The sequence below is a fragment of the Agromyces agglutinans genome (assembly GCF_009647605.1).
GTDB lineage: Bacteria > Actinomycetota > Actinomycetes > Actinomycetales > Microbacteriaceae > Agromyces > Agromyces agglutinans.
In genome coordinates, this window is record NZ_WJIF01000004.1 from 56240 (window position 1) to 74144 (window position 17905).

The 17905-nt window shown below is 66.2% G+C and carries 13 protein-coding genes and 1 pseudogene; 11 read left to right on the forward strand and 3 right to left on the reverse strand.

Annotation, left to right across the window (positions count from 1 at the left end):
• Positions 1-27 precede the first annotated feature (27 nt).
• From GE115_RS08865 to GE115_RS08905, 9 genes and pseudogenes are all read left to right on the forward strand, one after another.
• On the forward strand, positions 28-1932 hold the full coding sequence (locus tag GE115_RS08865; protein WP_153684447.1) for a site-specific DNA-methyltransferase: 1905 nt from the start codon (positions 28-30) through the stop codon (positions 1930-1932).
• Positions 1932-4912 (forward strand): annotated as a pseudogene (locus GE115_RS08870) (restriction endonuclease). The gene GE115_RS08865 and the pseudogene GE115_RS08870 overlap by 1 nt, the downstream one beginning before the upstream one ends.
• Positions 4909-6792 carry a KAP family P-loop NTPase fold protein gene (locus GE115_RS08875; protein ID WP_153684448.1) on the forward strand — a complete coding sequence of 628 codons (1884 nt, stop codon included), beginning with the start codon at positions 4909-4911 and terminating at the stop codon, positions 6790-6792. Before GE115_RS08870 ends, GE115_RS08875 begins: the two are co-directional and overlap by 4 nt.
• Positions 6782-7621, forward strand: coding sequence for a hypothetical protein (locus GE115_RS08880; protein ID WP_153684449.1), 840 nt, complete (start codon positions 6782-6784; stop codon positions 7619-7621). The genes GE115_RS08875 and GE115_RS08880 overlap by 11 nt, the downstream gene beginning before the upstream one ends.
• Positions 7618-8916, forward strand: coding sequence for a hypothetical protein (locus tag GE115_RS08885; protein ID WP_153684450.1), 1299 nt, complete (start codon positions 7618-7620; stop codon positions 8914-8916). Before GE115_RS08880 ends, GE115_RS08885 begins: the two co-directional genes overlap by 4 nt.
• On the forward strand, positions 8916-9704 hold the full coding sequence (locus GE115_RS08890) for a TatD family hydrolase (protein WP_153684451.1): 789 nt from the start codon (positions 8916-8918) through the stop codon (positions 9702-9704). The genes GE115_RS08885 and GE115_RS08890 overlap by 1 nt, the downstream gene beginning before the upstream one ends.
• Positions 9701-11155 carry an ApeA N-terminal domain 1-containing protein gene (locus GE115_RS08895; RefSeq protein ID WP_153684452.1) on the forward strand — a complete coding sequence of 485 codons (1455 nt, stop codon included), beginning with the start codon at positions 9701-9703 and terminating at the stop codon, positions 11153-11155. Before GE115_RS08890 ends, GE115_RS08895 begins: the two co-directional genes overlap by 4 nt.
• Positions 11156-11604: 449 nt before the next feature.
• Positions 11605-12630, forward strand: a complete 1026-nt coding sequence (locus GE115_RS08900) for an NAD-dependent epimerase/dehydratase family protein (RefSeq protein ID WP_153684453.1) — start codon at positions 11605-11607, stop codon at positions 12628-12630.
• 90 nt (positions 12631-12720) lie between these two features.
• Positions 12721-12939 carry a hypothetical protein gene (locus tag GE115_RS08905; RefSeq protein ID WP_153684454.1) on the forward strand — a complete coding sequence of 73 codons (219 nt, stop codon included), beginning with the start codon at positions 12721-12723 and terminating at the stop codon, positions 12937-12939.
• 12 nt (positions 12940-12951) lie between these two features.
• On the opposite strand, the gene glsA is transcribed toward GE115_RS08905, so the two are convergent.
• Positions 12952-14175 (reverse strand): glutaminase A, encoded by a 1224-nt coding sequence (gene glsA, locus GE115_RS08910; protein ID WP_153684455.1) that lies wholly within the window; start codon positions 14173-14175, stop codon positions 12952-12954.
• A 125-nt stretch (positions 14176-14300) separates the two neighbouring features.
• On the opposite strand from glsA, the gene GE115_RS08915 reads away from it, so the two are divergent.
• Positions 14301-15215, forward strand: coding sequence for a hypothetical protein (locus GE115_RS08915; RefSeq protein WP_153684456.1), 915 nt, complete (start codon positions 14301-14303; stop codon positions 15213-15215).
• Positions 15216-15264: 49 nt separating this feature from the next.
• Positions 15265-16218, forward strand: coding sequence for a hypothetical protein (locus GE115_RS08920; RefSeq protein WP_153684457.1), 954 nt, complete (start codon positions 15265-15267; stop codon positions 16216-16218).
• A gap of 12 nt (positions 16219-16230) precedes the next feature.
• Here GE115_RS08920 and GE115_RS08925 read toward each other — a convergent pair whose 3' ends face one another.
• The gene (locus GE115_RS08925) at positions 16231-17007 is read right to left on the reverse strand and encodes a hypothetical protein (protein WP_153684458.1); all 777 of its coding nucleotides are present in this window, start codon (positions 17005-17007) and stop codon (positions 16231-16233) included.
• A gap of 183 nt (positions 17008-17190) precedes the next feature.
• Entirely contained in the window at positions 17191-17742 is a 552-nt protein-coding gene (locus GE115_RS08930) for a hypothetical protein (RefSeq protein WP_153684459.1), read from the reverse strand.
• Positions 17743-17905: the final 163 nt, after the last annotated feature.

The following is a 17905-nucleotide window of genomic DNA, read 5'->3' on the forward strand; positions in this document are numbered from 1 at the left end:
TTAAAATCATGAAAGAGATTCACCCGAATGACTGACAATACCTACGAAACACCATCCACTACTCCGAACTTCCAGACCGAGCTGGCAGCGCAGCTTGCCGATCTGATTCCCGAGGCCATCGCCGACGGCAAGGTGGATGTCGAGAAGCTCAAGGAACTGCTCGAGAGCGACGCAGCCGACGGCAGTGAGCGGTTCGGACTGTTCTGGCCTGGCAAGAAGCGTGCCCTTCGCGCGGCGCAGGAGCCGACCACGGCAACGCTGAAGCCCGACTTCGACAACTCGAAGGACTGGGAAACGACGCAGAACGTCTTCATCGAGGGCGACAACCTCGAAGTGCTCAAGATCCTGCAGAAGCATTACCACGCCAAGATCAAGCTGATCTACATCGACCCTCCCTACAACACGGGCAAGGACTTCGTCTACCCGGACAACTACAAGGAGGGTCTCGACACCTACCTCGAGTGGACGCGCCAGGTCAACGAGGAGGGCAAGAAGGTCACGACCAACGCCGAAACCGAGGGCCGCTACCACTCCAACTGGCTCAACATGATGTACCCGCGCCTCAAGCTGGCGCGGAACCTGCTCGCCGACGATGGAACGATCTTCGTCAGCATCAGCGACCATGAGGTCGACAATCTCCGGAAGCTTCTCAATGAAGTTTTCGGTGAGTCCAATTACATCGGCCAGATCGCCGTGTCGAAAGGTACGACGACTGGTCAGGATGCCAGCGACATTGGCAGCAGCATCGACTTCCTGCTTGTCTACGCCCGCAGCAAGACAAACTACGTCCCAAACGGGCTTCCTCTCAGCGAGGGAGACATGGCTCGGTTCAACCAGCAGGACGAGCGCGGACGTTACAGCACCTTGCAGTTCAGAAAGACTGGATCGAACGACCGACGTGAGGATCGCCCGAACCTGTACTACCCGCTCACAGCTCCAGACGGCTCCGAAGTCTTTCCGATCGGACCCGGCGGATATGAAAGCCGTTGGCGTACTGCACGCGAGCAGTACGACTCTTGGGTCGCCGATGGAATGGTTGATTGGAAGAAGGACGCGGATGGGAACTTCAAGCCGTACATTAAGTACTACCTGGAGGGGCGAACAAAGCAAGTTTCCAACTACTGGGATGACATCGAGGGCAACAAGAAGGCGAGCCTGACCGTCAAGGATCTTCTCGGCGCCAACATCTTCGATAACCCGAAGCCCGTCGGCCTCATCAAGAAGATCCTGCACATTGCAACCGATCGCGACTCGATCGTCCTTGACTTCTTCTCTGGATCGGCCACGACGGCACACGCGGTAATGCAGCTCAACGCGGAGGATGGCGGGACGCGACGACACATCCAGGTGCAGCTTCCCGAGCCGACTCCGAAAGATTCGGCAGCTCGCAGGGCCAACTACGAGACGATCGCAGGTGTCGCGCGTGCGCGCATGGACCTCGCAGGCAACAAGATCGCGTCGAGTGCGGCAGGACAACTCGAGACCGGTTCCGCACCCCTCGACGTCGGCTTCCGCTCCTACAAGCTCTCCGACACGAACTTCTCCAAGTGGCGGTTGTCCAGTGATGTTGACGAGGACTCGTTGCAGCAGCACCTGCTCAGCCTTCGTGACAGCGCGACTGATGATGCGACTCCCGATGAGCTGCTTACCGAGATCCTGCTCAAGCAGGGCTATTCGCTGACCGAGGCCGTCTCGCCTGCTGAGGTCGGTGGCCTCGACGTCCGGCTTGTTCGTGACCGTGATGGCGACGTTGCCGTGTTGGCGTACCTGAACGAGCATGTCAAGCCGACGCTTGAGCAGCTCCGCGCGCTTGTCGATGAGGCGCAGACGCGGATTATCGTGCTCGAGGATGCCTTCCAGGGCGATGACGAACTCAAGACCAACCTGTCCCAGCTCGCGCAGAGCAAGGGTATTGAGCTCTGGACGGCGTGATGAGTGGTTCAGGGTTTCAGTTCGACGCCAGCCAGCCGTATCAGCTGGATGCGATCGCGTCCGTGGTCGACCTGTTCGACGGGCAGCCGAAGGACGCAGAGAAGCTGGTCACGACGCTGCGCGGTGCAGCGGTGCTTGCTGAGTCCGATCAGGCGGCGCTCGATATTGACCTCACGCAGGAGGTCGGTGCGGTCGGTAACAGCCTCGTGCTTGACCGCGACCTGATTCTTGCGAACGCGCAGCGCGTGCAGGACCGGAATGGCCTTGAGGTTGCGCCGTCGCTTGCGGGTGACGCGCTCGACTTCGATATCGAGATGGAGACTGGCACCGGCAAGACGTATGTCTACCTGCGCACGATCTTCGATCTGGCTGTCCGGTACAACTTCACGAAGTTCGTGATCCTTGTGCCCAGCGTGGCGATTCGTGAGGGTGTCAGCACGAGTATCCGGCTCATGCGCGAGCACTTTGAGAACCTCTACAAGCCGCAGGACATCACCTTCGATGCCTCGATCTATAGCGGTAAGAGCGCTGAGGAGGTGCAGTCGTTCGCGACTTCGACCAACGTGCAGATCCTGATCATGACGATCGACTCGATCCGTGGCAACGCGAACACCCGGATCATCCACCAGACGCGCGACAAGCTGAACGGTCTGCGCCCGATCGACTACCTGAAGGCGACCCATCCGGTCGTGATCATGGACGAGCCGCAGAACATGGAGTCGCAACTGTCGCAGTCGGCGGTTGGTGAACTCGATCCGGTGTTCACGCTGCGCTACAGCGCGACCCACAAGAAGCAGCGCAACGTGGTGTACCGCCTCGACCCGGTCGACGCGCACGATCTCGGGTTGGTGAAGCAGATCGTTGTGGCCGAGGTGGCCCAGCAGGGCGCAGACGCGACGCCGTACATCAAGCTGGTCGAGGTGCGGCGGGAGCCGTCCTGGTCGGCCCGGCTGGAGCTGTCCTGCCGCAAGGCCGACGGTTCGCTCGAGCGCCGCGTCGTGAACGTGAAGCAGCACCAGGAGCTGTCGGATGCGCGCCTGACGAACAACCCGATCTACGAGGGCTGGCGCATCAACGAGCTGAGCATCGAGCCCGCCTACGTCGATCTCACGTCGCACGGTTTCCTCTATGAGGGCGAGAGTATCGGTGCCTCGGCCGGTGCGATCTACAAGGAGATGATCCGAGAGACCGTTCGCGAGCACCTGCGCAAGGAATCGATGCTCCGCGCCAAGGGCATCAAGGTGCTCAGCCTGTTCTTCGTCGACAAGGTAGCCAGCTACCTGGGCGACGGCACGAACAACGACGACGCGAACGGTGACTTTGTGCAGTGGTTCGACGAGGTCTTCGTCGAGGAGCGTGCGAAGTCTGCGCGCTACCAGGAGTTGCTGTCGCAGGCGCCGAGCGAGCTTCGCCGGGCCTACTTCTCCCAGATCAAGCGCGGCAAGACGACCACCTACCAGGACTCGTCCGGCACGACGAAAGCCGATGACGATGCCTACGAACTGATCATGCAGCAGAAGGAACGACTGCTCGACGAGAACGAGCCCGTGCGGTTCATCTTCAGCCACTCTGCCCTGCGCGAGGGTTGGGACAACCCGAACGTCTTCCAGATCTGCACCCTGCGCGAGATGGGTGCCGAGACCGAGCGCCGCCAGACCCTCGGCCGCGGATTGCGCCTCCCCGTCGCAAAGACCGACGATGGCTACGCCCGCGTCGCTGACCGTGGCATCGCGACGTTGACGGTCGTCGCGAACGAGTCATACACGAAGTTCGCGGATGCGCTCCAGCGTGAGTATAAGGAGGCCGGCGTCGAGATCGGCCGAGTGCGTAGGGCTGAGTTCTCGAAGATCCCGCTGCAGGACGAGAACGGTGCGCTCATCGACGACCAGTTCGGTTACCAGCGCTCTGTCCTCGTGTGGGAGCACCTCAAGGACAAAGGCTTCATCGACAAGGACGGCGCGGTCACCTCGAAGTTCCAGCCGAACCAGCTCGGCTTCGACCTCGGCCTGCCGATCGACTTCGCATGGGCTGAGTCGATCATCATCGAGCTGGTCGAGCGCGCGAACATCGGCAAGTACGTCAAGCCGGTCAGCAAGCGTCAGCCGCGAGTGCTCAACAAGCAGCTCTACTCGAACCCGGAGTTTGAGGAGTTCTGGGAAGCCATCAGCCAGAAGACCACCTACCGCGTCCGGGTCGGCCGCGACCAATTGATCGAGAACGCCGTCCGCGCGATCCGGGAAGCGCCGCAGATCGACGCGCTGCGCATCCAGGTGACCCGCGCTGGAGTCAAGGTGCTGCGAGGCGGTGCCAAGGGCGAGGAGCTCGGCACCCGCTCGGCGGATCTCAAGGGCAGCTACGACCTGCCCGACATCATCACGGAGCTGCAGGAAGCCACTTCCCTTACCCGCAAGACCATTGTCGACATCCTGATCGGCAGTGGCCGGCTGGGCGAGTTCATCGGCAACCCGAACGACTTCATCGCGATGACCAAGCGCGCCTCCAGAGCGAGCTGGCGAAGATCGTGGTCGACGGCATCCAGTACGAGCGGATCGCAGGCTCGGTCTACGAACTGCGCGAGTTGCAGCGAGACGGCGAGGAGGAGAAGGAGCGCTTCCTCGACCAGATGTACAAGGTGCAGCACATCCAGAAGACCGACTTCGACTACGTCGTGTTCGACTCCGACGTCGAGCGCCAGTTCGCCGGACTGCTCGACTCGCGCGAGGACATCAAGCTGTTCATGAAACTGCCTGCCAAGTTCAAGATCGACACTCCGGTCGGGCCGTACAACCCCGACTGGGCGATCATCAAGCAGGAGGACGGTGAGGACCGGATCTACATGATCCGCGAGACGAAGAGCACCCTCGACGACTCGAAGCTCCGCCCCACCGAGCTCGCCAAGATCAGGTCCGCCAAGCGCCACTTCGAAGCCATCGGCATTGATGACTACGCACGAGCAGTACCGGGAGCGTGGAAACTATGACCTCCTCCTACCCGCTCTGGTCAGATGAGCCTGCAACCCAGGATCTGCTGGCCTTTCGTGCGGTCGCAGAGACGGCTGCGGATGCGATCTTCGATGACGGACTCGATCCCGTGGCGATCGGTCTCTCCGGTGCTTGGGGGAGCGGCAAGACGAGCGTCCTCGAGCTGATCAAGTCCGAGATCAAGGAGCGTTCCTCGGGTAGCGAGCGTGAGGTGCTGGTCATCCCGACGCAGCCGTGGCTCTACGACCCGGCGGTTGGCCCGAAGGAGAGCCTCATCGCTGAGGTGCTCGGCGCACTCAGTAGGGAGTTCAAAGAGTCAGATCCGGTTGGCAAGGCTGGCCTCGAAGCCTTCAAGAAGCTCGTTCGCAAGGTGAACTGGTCGAAAGCGGTCAAGATGGCCGCGAAAACCGCCATCACAATGCAGCTGCCGAACATCGACGACGTTTTTGGGCTGGTGAGCGACGAGCCCGACAGCCTCGACAGCGAGAAAGGCATGGCCGCCTTCCGCGAAGAGTTCGAGACGTTGTTGGCCGATCCTGCGCTGGCCCACCTGTCGCGTGTGGTGGTGCTCGTCGATGACCTCGACCGCTGCCTGCCGGACACTGTGGTTGAGACCCTTGAGGCGATCCGGCTGTTCCTTTCGGCCAAGGGCATGTCCTTCGTCATCGCGGCCGATGAGGATCGCGTCGCCGAGGCGATCCAGCAGAAGCTCAAGACTGCGGCTCCGAAAAACGAGGATGAGGATCCGGCCAAGCTCTACCTGCACAAGATCGTCCAGACGACCATCCCTCTTCCCTCGCTAAGCCGATTCGACACCGAGGCCTATCTTTTCCTCCTTCTTGCGAAGGCCGAGCTGAGCGAATACGAGGCGGCGTATGCGTCCTTCGTCACGAAGTGCGACGAGCTGCGCATAGGTGGCGGCAGCCTGGATGACCTGGAGGTCGAGGATGGCAGTGTGCTGGCGGAGCACCTTGTCACCGCCACACGCCTGACGCCAATCCTCTATGAGAAGTTCCACGGCAATCCGCGCCGTATCAAGCGGTTCCTCAACGACCTGAACGTACGCCAGGCCGTTGCCCGGCGTCGTGGATTTGAGCTGGAACCGGATGAGGTTGCCAAGCTCATGGTGCTGGAGCGCATTCTCACCGATGACTTTGAAACCGTGCTCGGCTGGCTCGCGTCGAACCAGCTACGCGACAAACTTGACGCGCTCGACGTTGCTGCGAACGGTCGCGTAGAGACGACCGAGGAACCATCGTCTGAGGCCTCAGAGGATGAGGCGCCGAAGGAGCGCGGCGTCAAGAAGAAGCCCGTCGATACCGAGCCGGAGCCAGAGCCCGCTCGTGATGATGACTTCAGTGACACCCTCCGGCGCTGGGCGAAACTCCCGCCCATGCTTGATGCATCCGCTATCTCCGGGTACCTCTACCTCGCCGCCTCATTTGCCAAGATCGAGGTCATCGACACAGGGCTACCCGAGCGTCTCCGCGACCTCGCGGTCGCCCTGACGTCAAGCCTCAAGCTCGACCGCGCAGGCGTCACCGACGAAACCATAAAGCTGCTACCGGAGGGTGACGCCCAGATCCTGGTCGGCCATCTCGGACGTCGCACTCGCGATCAGCCGGGGCTGCAAAAGTTCACCGTCGAGAGTCTGCTTCGCCTGGCTGCGCAGCAGCCCACCACCCAGCCGAATGTTGTGGCGGCGCTGAGGAGTCTTCCTGCCGTCCACGTCGAACCGGCGACGATCATCAAGCTTCGACCGCTGGATCAGACGATCTATCGGCCGGTGCTTGAGACCTGGCGGGCTGGGTCAGACGACCAGCAACTCCAGCAATCTGTGGGGATCGTCGAGACGGCGTGGAGCAGCAATGGGAACTAGCGGCTCATTCGGCGGCAGCGGCGGCAAGGACGCAGGTGACCTCCGCGACAACATTGCGGCCTGGCTTGACGCCGCAGGTGGGCCAGGCGGCGCCGATGGCGTTGACGCGAGCGGCGCGGACGGAGCTGACCACCCTTCTGATCAGCCGCGTCCCAGAACGCCGGGGCAGCCGCGCGTAGACCTCGGGCCGGCGCTTCGCGTACTGCTCAACTCGCGCGGACGCGGTGGCCGTAGCGACGGCCCGGGTGGCGGCGGTGGCGGTTCCCGAGGTGGAGGCGGTGGCCGCTCATCAGGTGGCGCCACCCGCTCCGTCGGTCGGTTATCTCGGGCAGCTGGGCGAGCTGGGCGGCTTGCGCTTGCCTACTCGTCTGGAAACCGGGAGGCCCTGCGCGAAGCTGGCCTCAACTATGACGAACTGCAGTCGCTTGGTGACCCTGTCGCTATCGGGCTCAAGATCATCGAGACCGCCTTCGAGTCCCAGGCCGATAGCACACTTGCGGATGCCGAGGAACGCGACATCGTCGCGACCGTCGTCGAGTGGATCCTGGAGCAGCCTGCGGATCATCCGCCCACACCGGAGGATGTCGTTAGGAAGTCGATCGAGACAACGATCGCGGAGACCGCGCTGACCGAGGTGTCAGCAACCATCTACGCCAAGGACGCCAGCTTCGAGAAGCGCCGCAGCCTGGAACGACAGATCCGTGATGTGGCAGCGGAGTACGCGACCCAGGCAATCCTGAGCCCGGCAGGCGCGACCGAGCAGCAGATGGCGCAGGCCATCGAGAACGGCATCCGCGACATCGGGCAGATCTTCGGAGTCAGGTCATGACCCGACTACTGCTCACGCTCTCCGAGGCAGCTGCTGATGCCGCCCTCGAGGAAGGCGGCTTCGATGAGGTCTTCCTTTGGACGCGCAACGGCCGCACCACCTTCACTGGCGGTGTCGATCCCCACCTGACTGGCCTTGGCGTGGTGAACCCACGCAACGTCGACCTCGTCCGGATTGCGCTCGGTGTTCTTGCCGCTGATCGATCAGTGCACCGTGAGGCCGGAGGCTCGAGCTGGAACGCCCGGGACTTTGACCTCACCGTTGAGGTGACCGATCCTGGAACCTGGGCGCAGCATGCCGAGCAGCTGTCCCGTACGGTCGGGTTCCTCTCGGGTGACAGCTGGGCATTCAGCTTCACTCAGGCTCCTTCGGCTGAGGCGACCGGACTGCCGATCGAGGAGCAGCACCACGACCGGACGGTGCTTCTGAGCGGGGGCGCTGACTCGGCCGCTGGCGCACTGTTGTCCGCAATCGAGCTGGGCGAGAACCATTCCCAGTCGCTGGTGTCTCATTACAGCTCCACCGCGATCTCCCCGGTGCAGCAGGGCATCGTCAGCGCGATCACCGAACTGGTACCCGGCATCCGGCAGGTGCATCATCAGTTCCGCCTCCATCGTGGATCGAAACGCCTTGACGGTTCATCGTTCCGCAGCGAGACATCGACGCGGACGCGCTCACTGCTTTTTCTTGCGCTCGGGCTTGCTGTCGCTGAGCGTGCTGAGTCGACGCTCTGGATCGCCGAGAACGGCTTCGCATCGCTCAACCCGCCGCTCGGCCCCGATCGCCGAGGCAGCCTGTCGACGCACACCACCCATCCGCGCTTCCTACGCGAACTGACTGCGCTTATGCAGAGCATGGGTGGTCATGGCCTTATCGAGAACCCCTTCGAGACGCTCACGAAGGGCGAGATGTTCCGCCGTGTGTCAGATGCCGTTGGCATCGACGCCGCCTCGACGTACCTCAGCAGCACAAACTCCTGTTCACACACCGATGGGCGCTACAGCGGCGCGCCAGCCGGTTCTTCCTGCGGCGTCTGCTTCGGCTGCCTCGTCCGTCGAGCAGCATTCACCGCCGCCGGGATTCCAGATGCCACGACCTATCTCTCCGAAGAGTCGGGTGGCAGGTACAGCGCGTTCGTCCGGCAGAAGACGATCGTTGAGCCCCTCCGTGACTTCGTCGACCGGGGTATCCGCCCGCGCGATGTGATGGCGATGTCGCTGCCGGAGGGCTACGCCGCGCAAGACGCGTTTGCGCTGTCCCAGCGCGGAGTTGACGAACTGCGGGGACTCCTTTGATGGCACCCCAGCTTCCCCCGCTCGATCTGCATGCGCATGTCAACCCGAAGACGCGCCCCGCCGACCTCGAGCGGCTCGGCGCGGTCGTATTCGCGGCGACCCGGTCGTTGGATGAGTACGAGACCGTCAGAGCTCGCCGCGATCAGGTCACGATCTGGGGCGTTGGTTGCCATCCAGGCGTAGCGCAGGCGCAGCAGGACTTCGATACCGAGAGGTTCACCTCGCTACTCACGTCGACAGCTTTTGTGAGTGAGATCGGGCTGGACGGGCGCTCAAAGGTGCCCCTTGTGGATCAGGAGCAGGTGTTCGCCTCAGCACTTAGCGCGCTTCAGAGGACTCCCCGCATCGCTTCGATCCACAGTTCAGGTGCGTCGGGCCGCGTCCTCGACGCACTGGAGCGCACGCCGATCAAGGGCGCAGTACTCCACTGGTGGCGCGGCACCGAGGCCGAGACGTTGCGGGCGATCCAACTCGGCTGCTGGTTCTCGATCAACGCCGCAGGTATGAAGTACTCGGCCGACGTCTCGCTGATCCCGCTCGATCGGATTCTTACCGAGACCGACCATCCGTCGGGTGATCGCACATCCACCTTGCCGCGACAGCCAGGGTCCGTCGGCGGCGTCGAACAGGCGCTGGCGAGGGAGTACGGCATCGGCGCCCAAGATGTCCGCCGGCGGCTCTGGACGAACCTCGCCCGCCTTGTGGGCGAGACGAATGTTGAAGACCTTCTCCCTGCCGCTGTCCGACGGATGATCACCTTCGCGCGTGCGAACGGAGCGCCGCGATGAAGCCAGCCAAGGAGACCTCGGCAGTCAAGCTCCCGTTTGAGACCGGCGAGTACCTCATCACGTGGCGGGTGCCCGATCATAGGGGCGGCCATCTGCCGGTCCCGGGACTCCTGACCGTCGAGCAGGGGAACTACCCGACCGGGGTTCTGTACGGCGATCTACCGATCGAGTGGGTGTCCGAAGGGGCGACCGGAGTCGCCTCGTTCCCGCAGCGGCACACCTTCGACGTCCTCACGGGCCGACTCTCAAGCGGGGCGTACGTGGCCCTGATGAACGGCGAACTCAGCTACAGCTTCCCAGGAAACGGCCGAGCCGTGGGAGCCTTCGCAGCACTGTCGCTTGACGCATTCGACACGTCGGGACACCGGAAGTACGCCTCCATCGAACTCCAGATCGAGGGGCTGGAATCGGTCGCGGGGGTCGCCCCAATCTCGCGCGTTAAGATGCCTATGAAGGCCGGCGACGAGCCAGTCTGGGAAGCCACCGTCGACAAGGACGCCAAGTTCACCTGGAGCGTCGGCGGCCAGTCGATGACTTTCAGCTACGACTACAGCGTGCGGGCGCTCGACGGCTACGAGTTCAGGATGGCCTTCGGCCCCGTCCTGCGCCTCACCTCAGAAGAGCCACTGACGGTTGTCGATTGGTGGCTTGAGTGGGTACGGCCTCTCCGTCAGCTCATCTCGCTCCTGACGGGTGCTCCCCGCGAGGTTCGGTACCTTCTCGCGGTGGTCGACGAGGCCGCGCCGCGCTCGCACCGCGACCAGGTGTTCGGCTGGGACATCACCCACCTGCCCGTCAACTCAACCCGCGCTGCGGTCGAGGAGATTCGTTCGGCGGTCAACCTTGCGAGCGACGATCTGAGCTTGCTCGACCTACTGCATGCCTGGCAGCGACAGATCGCCGCCAGGCACCCCCTCTTTGAGACCTACGGTGCAATGGCAACGGCTACCGACCAGCATCCCCGCTCGAGGTTCCTGCTTCTGCTGCAGGCACTGGAGGGATCGTACGGCTCCGAGAACCGCGCCAAGCATGCGGCGGACAAAGAAGCGTACGGCGTCAAGCGGGAGGGCCTACTGGCGCGTGCCCAGCAGCTTCTCGAGAAGGCCGACTTCACATTCATCTACAAGAACCTTCGTCGGGAGGCTCAGCAGGGCCTTGACTCGGCGCTCGCGGATCTGCTGAAGCGACTGCCGGACGAGGTCTCTGAGGAACTCACGAAGACCGAACTGATCAGGGCTGTTCGCAAAGCAGACACCGGCAAGGGCACGCTCCCGCTTCAGACCGCACTCACGAGAGCCCGGAACACCCTGTCACACGGTTCGGGGTCATTCGAACCACAGCACCTCGCCATCGTGGCCAACATCCTTGAGCGGGCGGTGCGTTCTGAGGCCATCCGATTGCTTGGTGCTCCGCTCGATTCGCAAGAGCGCGCAGCCAACGGGGAGCGCTGAGGCAATGACGACAATGACTCGCGCGAAGTAAAGCTCGCCGCGGGCACGGCGGGGATCTCGACGCTATCTGAGCTCATCTCTGTAAGAGCTGGGGACCGGTACTCGAACCGCACGCTCGGCTACCTCACGCTGTCGGCGGAGGACACTCGGCTTCCGGGTGGGCATCGCGATAACGGCGCACTTCCGCCAGTGTTCGAGCCGGGTGACCTTCCGCGACCTTGCGACGATGGCGGCGGCGCGCGCGACGGGCGGCACGATCCGATTGTCGGCGAGCGTGTGTTCAGCGACGGTACGACGCTGGACCGCCGTGATCGCGAGCGGGGAGGGGGCTCTGTCGTCGCGGCTCGGTGCGGCGCGCTGTGCGCAGGTTGCCCTTATCTGTGCTCGCGTCAACCCTGCTTCACGTCCCTCCAAGTCGGGTACCGTCCGTTGTGACGGGGAGGCCTCTCATGCGCATCGTCATCATCGGAGCGACCGGCAACATCGGCACGGCGATCCTGCGTCGCCTCCACCAAGCCGGCCCACCGCAGACCCACGAGCTAGTAGGCATCGCCCGCCGCCTCCCCGACGAGGCATCCGCCCCCTACGCACACGTCGACTGGCACCGACTCGACGTCTCAACCCCCGATGCAACCGATCGCCTAGCGAAGATCCTCACCGGCGCCGACACCGTCATCCACCTCGCGTGGCTCATCCAACCGAACCACGAGGAGTGCACGATGTGGGCGACGAACGTGCGCGGGCAGCGGCACCTGCTCGACGCCGTGGCATCCGCCGGTGTGCCGCACGTGATCGTGTCGTCGTCGGTGGGCGCGTACAGTCCGGGTCCTAAGCACCGGCGCGTCGACGAGAGCTGGCCGACCGGCGGAGTGCACACCTCGCACTACGCCCGGCACAAGGCCGTGAACGAGCGGATGCTCGACGAGTTCGAGGCGGAGCATCCCGGCATCGTGGTGAGCCGGGTGCGGCCCGGACTCGTGTTCCAGCACGACGCGGCGCGCGAGATCGCGGGGCTGTTCATCGGCCGCAACCTTCCGACGAGGTGGCTCGGGCGGGTGCGGCTGCCGGTGCTGCCCGTACCGGTTCAAGTGGTGTCACAGGCGGTGCACGCCGACGACCTCGCCGACGCGTTCGCGCGCATCGTCGAGCTGCGGGCGCCCGGCGCGTTCAACGTCGCGGGCGAGCCGGTGCTCGGGCCATCCGAACTGGGCGCGGTGCTGGGGGCGCGCACGGTCATCCCGATGCGGCGCGCGGTGCTGCGCGCGATCATGTGGGCGACGTGGAAACTGCGGCTCCAGGCATCCGACACCGGATGGCTCGACATCGCGACGACCGTACCCGTGATGTCGACCGAGCGGGCGCGGTCGGTGCTGGGGTGGGAGCCGCGGCGGAGCTCGACGTCGGCGCTGCGGGAGTTGCTCGACGGGATGGCGGAGGATGCGCACGTGGAAGGGTCGCCGCCGTTGTCGCGATGACCGGATGCCGCGGCGCAAGCCCCCGGCGATCGGATGTCTCGCGGCGTAGCGTGAACCGAAGGACCGCCCCACCGACCGAGGAGGACGACCATGAACGACGCCACCGGACGCGACGACCAGGACCTGCCCGACGACCGCGACCACGCCGACTCCGCGTCCGAGCAGGCGCGCCTGAAAGACGAACACGACCGCGAGCTCGGCGTCGACCCGTTCTGGGAGGGCGCGAACATCACCGAGAGCGACGGCCCCGACCTCGAGGCCGGTGACGACCTCGACACGGGCGGCGGGCACCGCACGCCGCGGGAGTGACGGGCGCCTGCCTCACCGGGCGAGCACACCCTCGGGGTCCCGCACGACCACCTTCGGACCGCCGCCGTCGGCCCGGTCGCCCGCAACGCCCGGTGCCGACTGGAACAGCCGGGCCGCGGTGTCGCCGACGCGCGTGACATCGGTGAAGTCGAGCACGAGGCATCCCTCGTCGCTCAGCAGTGGACTCAGCCGCGCGAGCACCTCCTCGGCGCCGGCGAAGAAGAGTTCGCCGCGGAGGGCGGCGACGGTCTCGGCGCCGTCGCGCGAGAGCGACGCGATCGGCGAGAGCGGGTCGCCGCGGTGCTGCAGCAGGTGCAGCTCGAACCGCGCCGACATCGCCTCGAGCATCGCGACGCCGCGCACGCTGTTGCCCTTCGCGTCGAGGCGCGGGCTGAACGTGCCGATGCCGAACTGCCCCGGAAGCACCGCCGAGATGCCGCCGCCCACCCCACTCTTCGCCGGCAGCCCCACGCGGAGCAGCCAGTCGCCCGACTCGTCGTACATGCCGCAGCTCGACATGACGGCGGAGGTCCAGCGCGCGGCATCCTCGCTGATCACCCGTTCGCGCGTGATCGGGTTCACCCCGCCGGTCGCGAGCGTCGCGGCCATCGTGGCGAGGTCGCGGGCGGTCACCGAGATCGAGCACTGGCGGAAGTACGCGGTCGTCGCGACCTCCACCGGCGAACCGAGCGTGCCGGCCGACAGCGTGAGGTAGGCGAGCGCGCGGTTGCGATCGCCGGTCGCGTGCTCCGACGAGAAGACGGCCTCGTCGACGGCGAGCTCGCGTCCGGCGAAGCGCTGGATGCCCCGGTGGATCGCATCGAACTTCTCGTCGGCGGTGTCGCCCGGCATGAGCGACGACATCACGATCGCGCCGGCGTTGATCATCGGGTTCAGCGGCCGCCCGGTCGCGAGCTCGAGGCTGATCGCGTTGAACGGTTCGCCGCTCGGCTCGATGCCGACGTGCCGCATCACCTCGTCGAGGCCGAGCGCGTCGAGCGCAAGGGCGAACACGAACGGCTTCGACACCGACTGGATCGTGAAGTGCGTCTCGGTGTCGCCCGCCTCGTGCACCACGCCGCGCACGCTCACGAGCGCGACGCCGAGCGGATCGGGATCGACGCGCGCCAGCTCGGGGATGTACGACGCGACCTCGCCGCCCGTGCGCGGGCGCACCTCGTCGAGCACGGATTCGAGCGCGGAACGAACCGGATCGCGGACCTCGGCGGCGGCCATGCGGTCAGCCTACGCCCGGGTGATCTCGGGACGCGGCGTCGCTGCGCTCCGGCGCTCCTCGATCGACGGGGGTGAACACGGGATGCCTCTTGCGCGGAACGCCGCCTGACCACCACGCTCGGGGGATGACCGAAGGGCACGCCGTCGTCGCCGACGCTCCGACCGCCAACGTCCGTCGCCGGCGCGACTGGGCGGAGATCCTGCTCGCCGCCCTCGTCACCGGTGGCGCGACGGTCGCCGTGCTCATCGCGCCGCAGCTCCTCGGCGCCGGACACCACACGGGCGGCGAGTACGTCTACATGGGTGCGCAGATCGTCGGCTCCGTGGCCTTCCTCGTCGCCGCGCCGGTCGCGGTCGCCGTGTACGGCGCGGGCGCGTTGCGCGTGCCGCACTGGCTGCTCGCGGCGATCACGGCCGCGATCATCGCCGCGCTCGTCTCCGTGTGGGCTCCGACCAACGGCGTTCGAGCGCTGATCGCGGTTCCCGTGGTCTTCGTCCCGCTGTGGGTCGCGGTCGCGCTTCGGCGCCGCTTCCGCGCGATCCGCGAGGCGCGCGAGGCACGCGAAGCGCGCAACGCACGAGAGACGGATGCCACGCTCGACGCGCCCGCACCGGCTTCGCCGCTCATCGGCACGGGCGCCACGGTGCTGCTCGCGGCCATCGCGGCGGCACTCCCGACGACCATCGCCTCGGCCGTGTCGGCCTACGACCTGCTCGGATGGGCGGCACCCGACACCGTGCTGCTGAGCGCCCTGCTCGGATTCGCGCCGGCCTTCGTGACGGCGGCGTGGGCCGTCGCGGTCGTGCTGCTCATCGACCAACGCGTCAGCCCCCGACTGCTGAGCGCGGTCGCGGCAGGCCTCCTCACCGCCGCACTCCTCCTGGCGCCGACGCTGCTGTTCTTCGGCGTCGGCCATGACGAGTTCGAGCTGTGGCCCGCGCTGGTCTCGGGTGCGCTCGTCGCGCTGACCGTCTTCGTCGCCGGGTGGCCGCGGCGCCGACCGGCCGACGTACCCGTGCAGGTCAGCCCCGCCGCCTGATCAGGCTCCGACCCGATCGTCGCACCCGAGTCGCCAATATGCTCGCTGGGTGACCGACGCCGCGCCCGACCCTGACCTCGACGCCGAGGCACGCGCGCTCGCCGCCCACGTCATCGATCCGTTCCGGTGGCACCGGAGCCAGGGCAGGTCGCCGAGGCCGACGGCGTCGGACATCGAGTTCACCCTCTTCCGAGCACGCGGCCTCGGTGCTGAGGCCGACCGCATCTGGCACTCCGCGCGCGGCGTCTCGGATGCCGCGGGCCGGCAGGTCGGCCGGATCGCACGGGCGCGCTACGGTGTGCGCAGCCCGCGGGGTGGACTCATCCCGATCGTGGTCCTCCTCCTCACGATCGGCATGACCGCGCCGCTCGTGCTCCTCGGCATCGGCTATCGCGGGCACTCGCTCGAACCGCGCCCCGAAGCCGGAGCGTTCTGGACCGCGATCATCGGCGGTGCCATGTTCGTCGCGGCGCTCGTCACCATCGGCCGCCCGGTGCCGCGCCCGACGTTCTTCCAATCGCAGGTGGTGTGCGTCGTGCTCGGCGGGTTCGCGACGGTGTGGGTCTTCGTGACGGATGACCCGGCCGTCCGGGTCCGCCTCATCGTCGGCATCGCCGCGCTCGTGCTCACGGTCGTCATCTTCTGGGTCGGTCGCCTGCGCGACCCTGCGGCCACGGCAGCCATCGATGCGGCGCTCGACGACGCCCGCGCCGAAGCGGCATCGGGCATCCCGCGCGAACGTGAACGGCTGAAGGCCGAACTCGCGGCGGAGTTCGCCGACCGAGACGACTGCGAGCTGCTGCGTCGCGCGCGCACCATCGCGATCGAGACCCTGCACGCCGAGGGCAACGCCGCGGAGGACACCGCACCCGATTCGGCGCCCGGCGCCTACATCATCGAGCAGCGCACGAGCGACTGGATGCCACGGCCGCAGCCGAAGCTCGGCCGGCGCCGCACGGCGGCGAACGCCGACCGCCCCGCCGGTTCACCGAACGACCGCTGATCGCGAGCGGCTCTACCGCCGCTGGGTCGCCAGATCCGTGCGCGGTGCCATCTCCATCGCGAGCAGGCCGAGGCGCTGCTCACGCGCTCGCGCGGCATCGTCGGCGCCGACCAGGTCGCGCAGCTCGAGCACGTCGATGGCCTCGCGCGCGTCGGCCTCCATGCGGGCGCGGTCGGTCGGCGGAAGCTCGCCGAGCGCGCGCTCGAGCCGCGCCAGGTTGCGTCGCCCACGGTCGGAGCCCGAGTCGGCGGGCCCGCGGTTCAGCACGAAGTACGCGATGCCGACGCCCACGTCGACGATGAAGGCGACGACGCCGAGCGGCGCGTCCGCGCTGCCGAGTGAGATCGCGAGCGTCGCGACGAGCAGCCCCAGCGTCGAGGGCACGAGGTGCAGGCCACCGATCAGACGCCCGATCCTGGGGTCGGTCCCGGTCGGCTCGCGCGCCTCGGTCACGAGCCCGATGCCGGCGAGCACCGCGCCGATGCCGGCGAGCAGGCCCGTGAGGCCGACCGGCGCGAGGTCGTCGCGCTGGAACAGCCAGCCGAGCAGCATCCCGCCCGCGAGCACCGGCAGCGTCAGCGCCGCGATGTGCGACAGCGTCAGCAGGATTCCCCAGGCCGTCGCGACGTCCTTCGCGAGATCGCGCCACGCCTCGACGGGCGCGAAGGGGGCGAGCGCGCGACGGAGTTCGGGCCGCTCGTACACCGCGCGAGCCTCGAGCTTCCACCAGTCGATCGGCGCCCAGGTGCGGGCGGCGCGGGCGTAGCGGGTCGCGGGTCCATCGGTCACCCGATCACCCTGCCACACGTCGCTCGCCGCATCGCTTACGGCACCGTTCACGCCGATGGCCGCCGCGCGAGGTTCGCGCGGCGGCCAGTGACTCAGCCCATCGTGTCTACTTGTGGACAAATCGACCCGCTACAAGTCGACAAGTCGACGAGTCGACCTGTTACAAGTCCACAAGAAGACCGGTCAGCGTGCGAGTGACACCCCCAGCGTCGCGAAGACGCCGAACACCGTGCCCCACAGCGTGATCGCGATGACCTGCCAGATGATGACGAGCTTGCGGTTCGCGCCGAACGAGACCATCGCGGCCGACGTGATCTGGCTGGGCAGGATGAACGGGCCGAGCAGGCTCACCCCGGCGACGCCGTAGCGGTCGAACGCGCGACGCACCTTCTCCTGGCGCGGCGACACCGCGGTCGCGATCGGTGCGGCGGATGCCTCGCCGAGATCGGCATCAGCACCCCCCGCACCGCCGGCCCCGACCAGCGCCCGCCGGCGATCACGGCTCGCGACCGCCTTCGAGCGCACGCCGTGCGCGGTGTAGACGAAGATCACCATCGAGATGACGTTGCCGATCACCGCGGCGCCGACGGCGACGACGGTCGGCAGGCCGATGAAGACTCCGACGATCGAGCCGAGTTCCGATTCCACGAACGGAATCGCCGAGATGATCATCACCCCGAGCCACTGGAGCCACTCGGGGAAGCCGGCGGTGAAGTCCTGCAGGGCGTCGATCATGATGCGGTCCTTTCGGGAGTCGGTGCGCCGGCTGCGGATGCGATTGCGGCGATGAGTCCATCCTTCGAGTGCGGCCCGGCTCGCGGCAGTGCCGCGGAATCATCCGTTCGCGGAAGTTTTCGCACCTCGGACGGTGACAAATGTCACTGCTCTACGCTCGGTG

Coding starts and splice junctions, on each gene's coding strand:
- GE115_RS08905 (WP_153684454.1), top strand. CDS start 12,721: ATGAACGACGCCACCGGACGCGACGACCAGGACCTGCCCGACGACCGC.
- GE115_RS08885 (WP_153684450.1), top strand. CDS start 7,618: ATGACCCGACTACTGCTCACGCTCTCCGAGGCAGCTGCTGATGCCGCC.
- GE115_RS08875 (WP_153684448.1), top strand. CDS start 4,909: ATGACCTCCTCCTACCCGCTCTGGTCAGATGAGCCTGCAACCCAGGAT.
- GE115_RS08880 (WP_153684449.1), top strand. CDS start 6,782: ATGGGAACTAGCGGCTCATTCGGCGGCAGCGGCGGCAAGGACGCAGGT.
- GE115_RS08895 (WP_153684452.1), top strand. CDS start 9,701: ATGAAGCCAGCCAAGGAGACCTCGGCAGTCAAGCTCCCGTTTGAGACC.
- glsA (WP_153684455.1), bottom strand. CDS start 14,175: ATGGCCGCCGCCGAGGTCCGCGATCCGGTTCGTTCCGCGCTCGAATCC.
- GE115_RS08930 (WP_153684459.1), bottom strand. CDS start 17,742: ATGATCGACGCCCTGCAGGACTTCACCGCCGGCTTCCCCGAGTGGCTC.
- GE115_RS08900 (WP_153684453.1), top strand. CDS start 11,605: ATGCGCATCGTCATCATCGGAGCGACCGGCAACATCGGCACGGCGATC.
- GE115_RS08915 (WP_153684456.1), top strand. CDS start 14,301: ATGACCGAAGGGCACGCCGTCGTCGCCGACGCTCCGACCGCCAACGTC.
- GE115_RS08865 (WP_153684447.1), top strand. CDS start 28: ATGACTGACAATACCTACGAAACACCATCCACTACTCCGAACTTCCAG.
- GE115_RS08890 (WP_153684451.1), top strand. CDS start 8,916: ATGGCACCCCAGCTTCCCCCGCTCGATCTGCATGCGCATGTCAACCCG.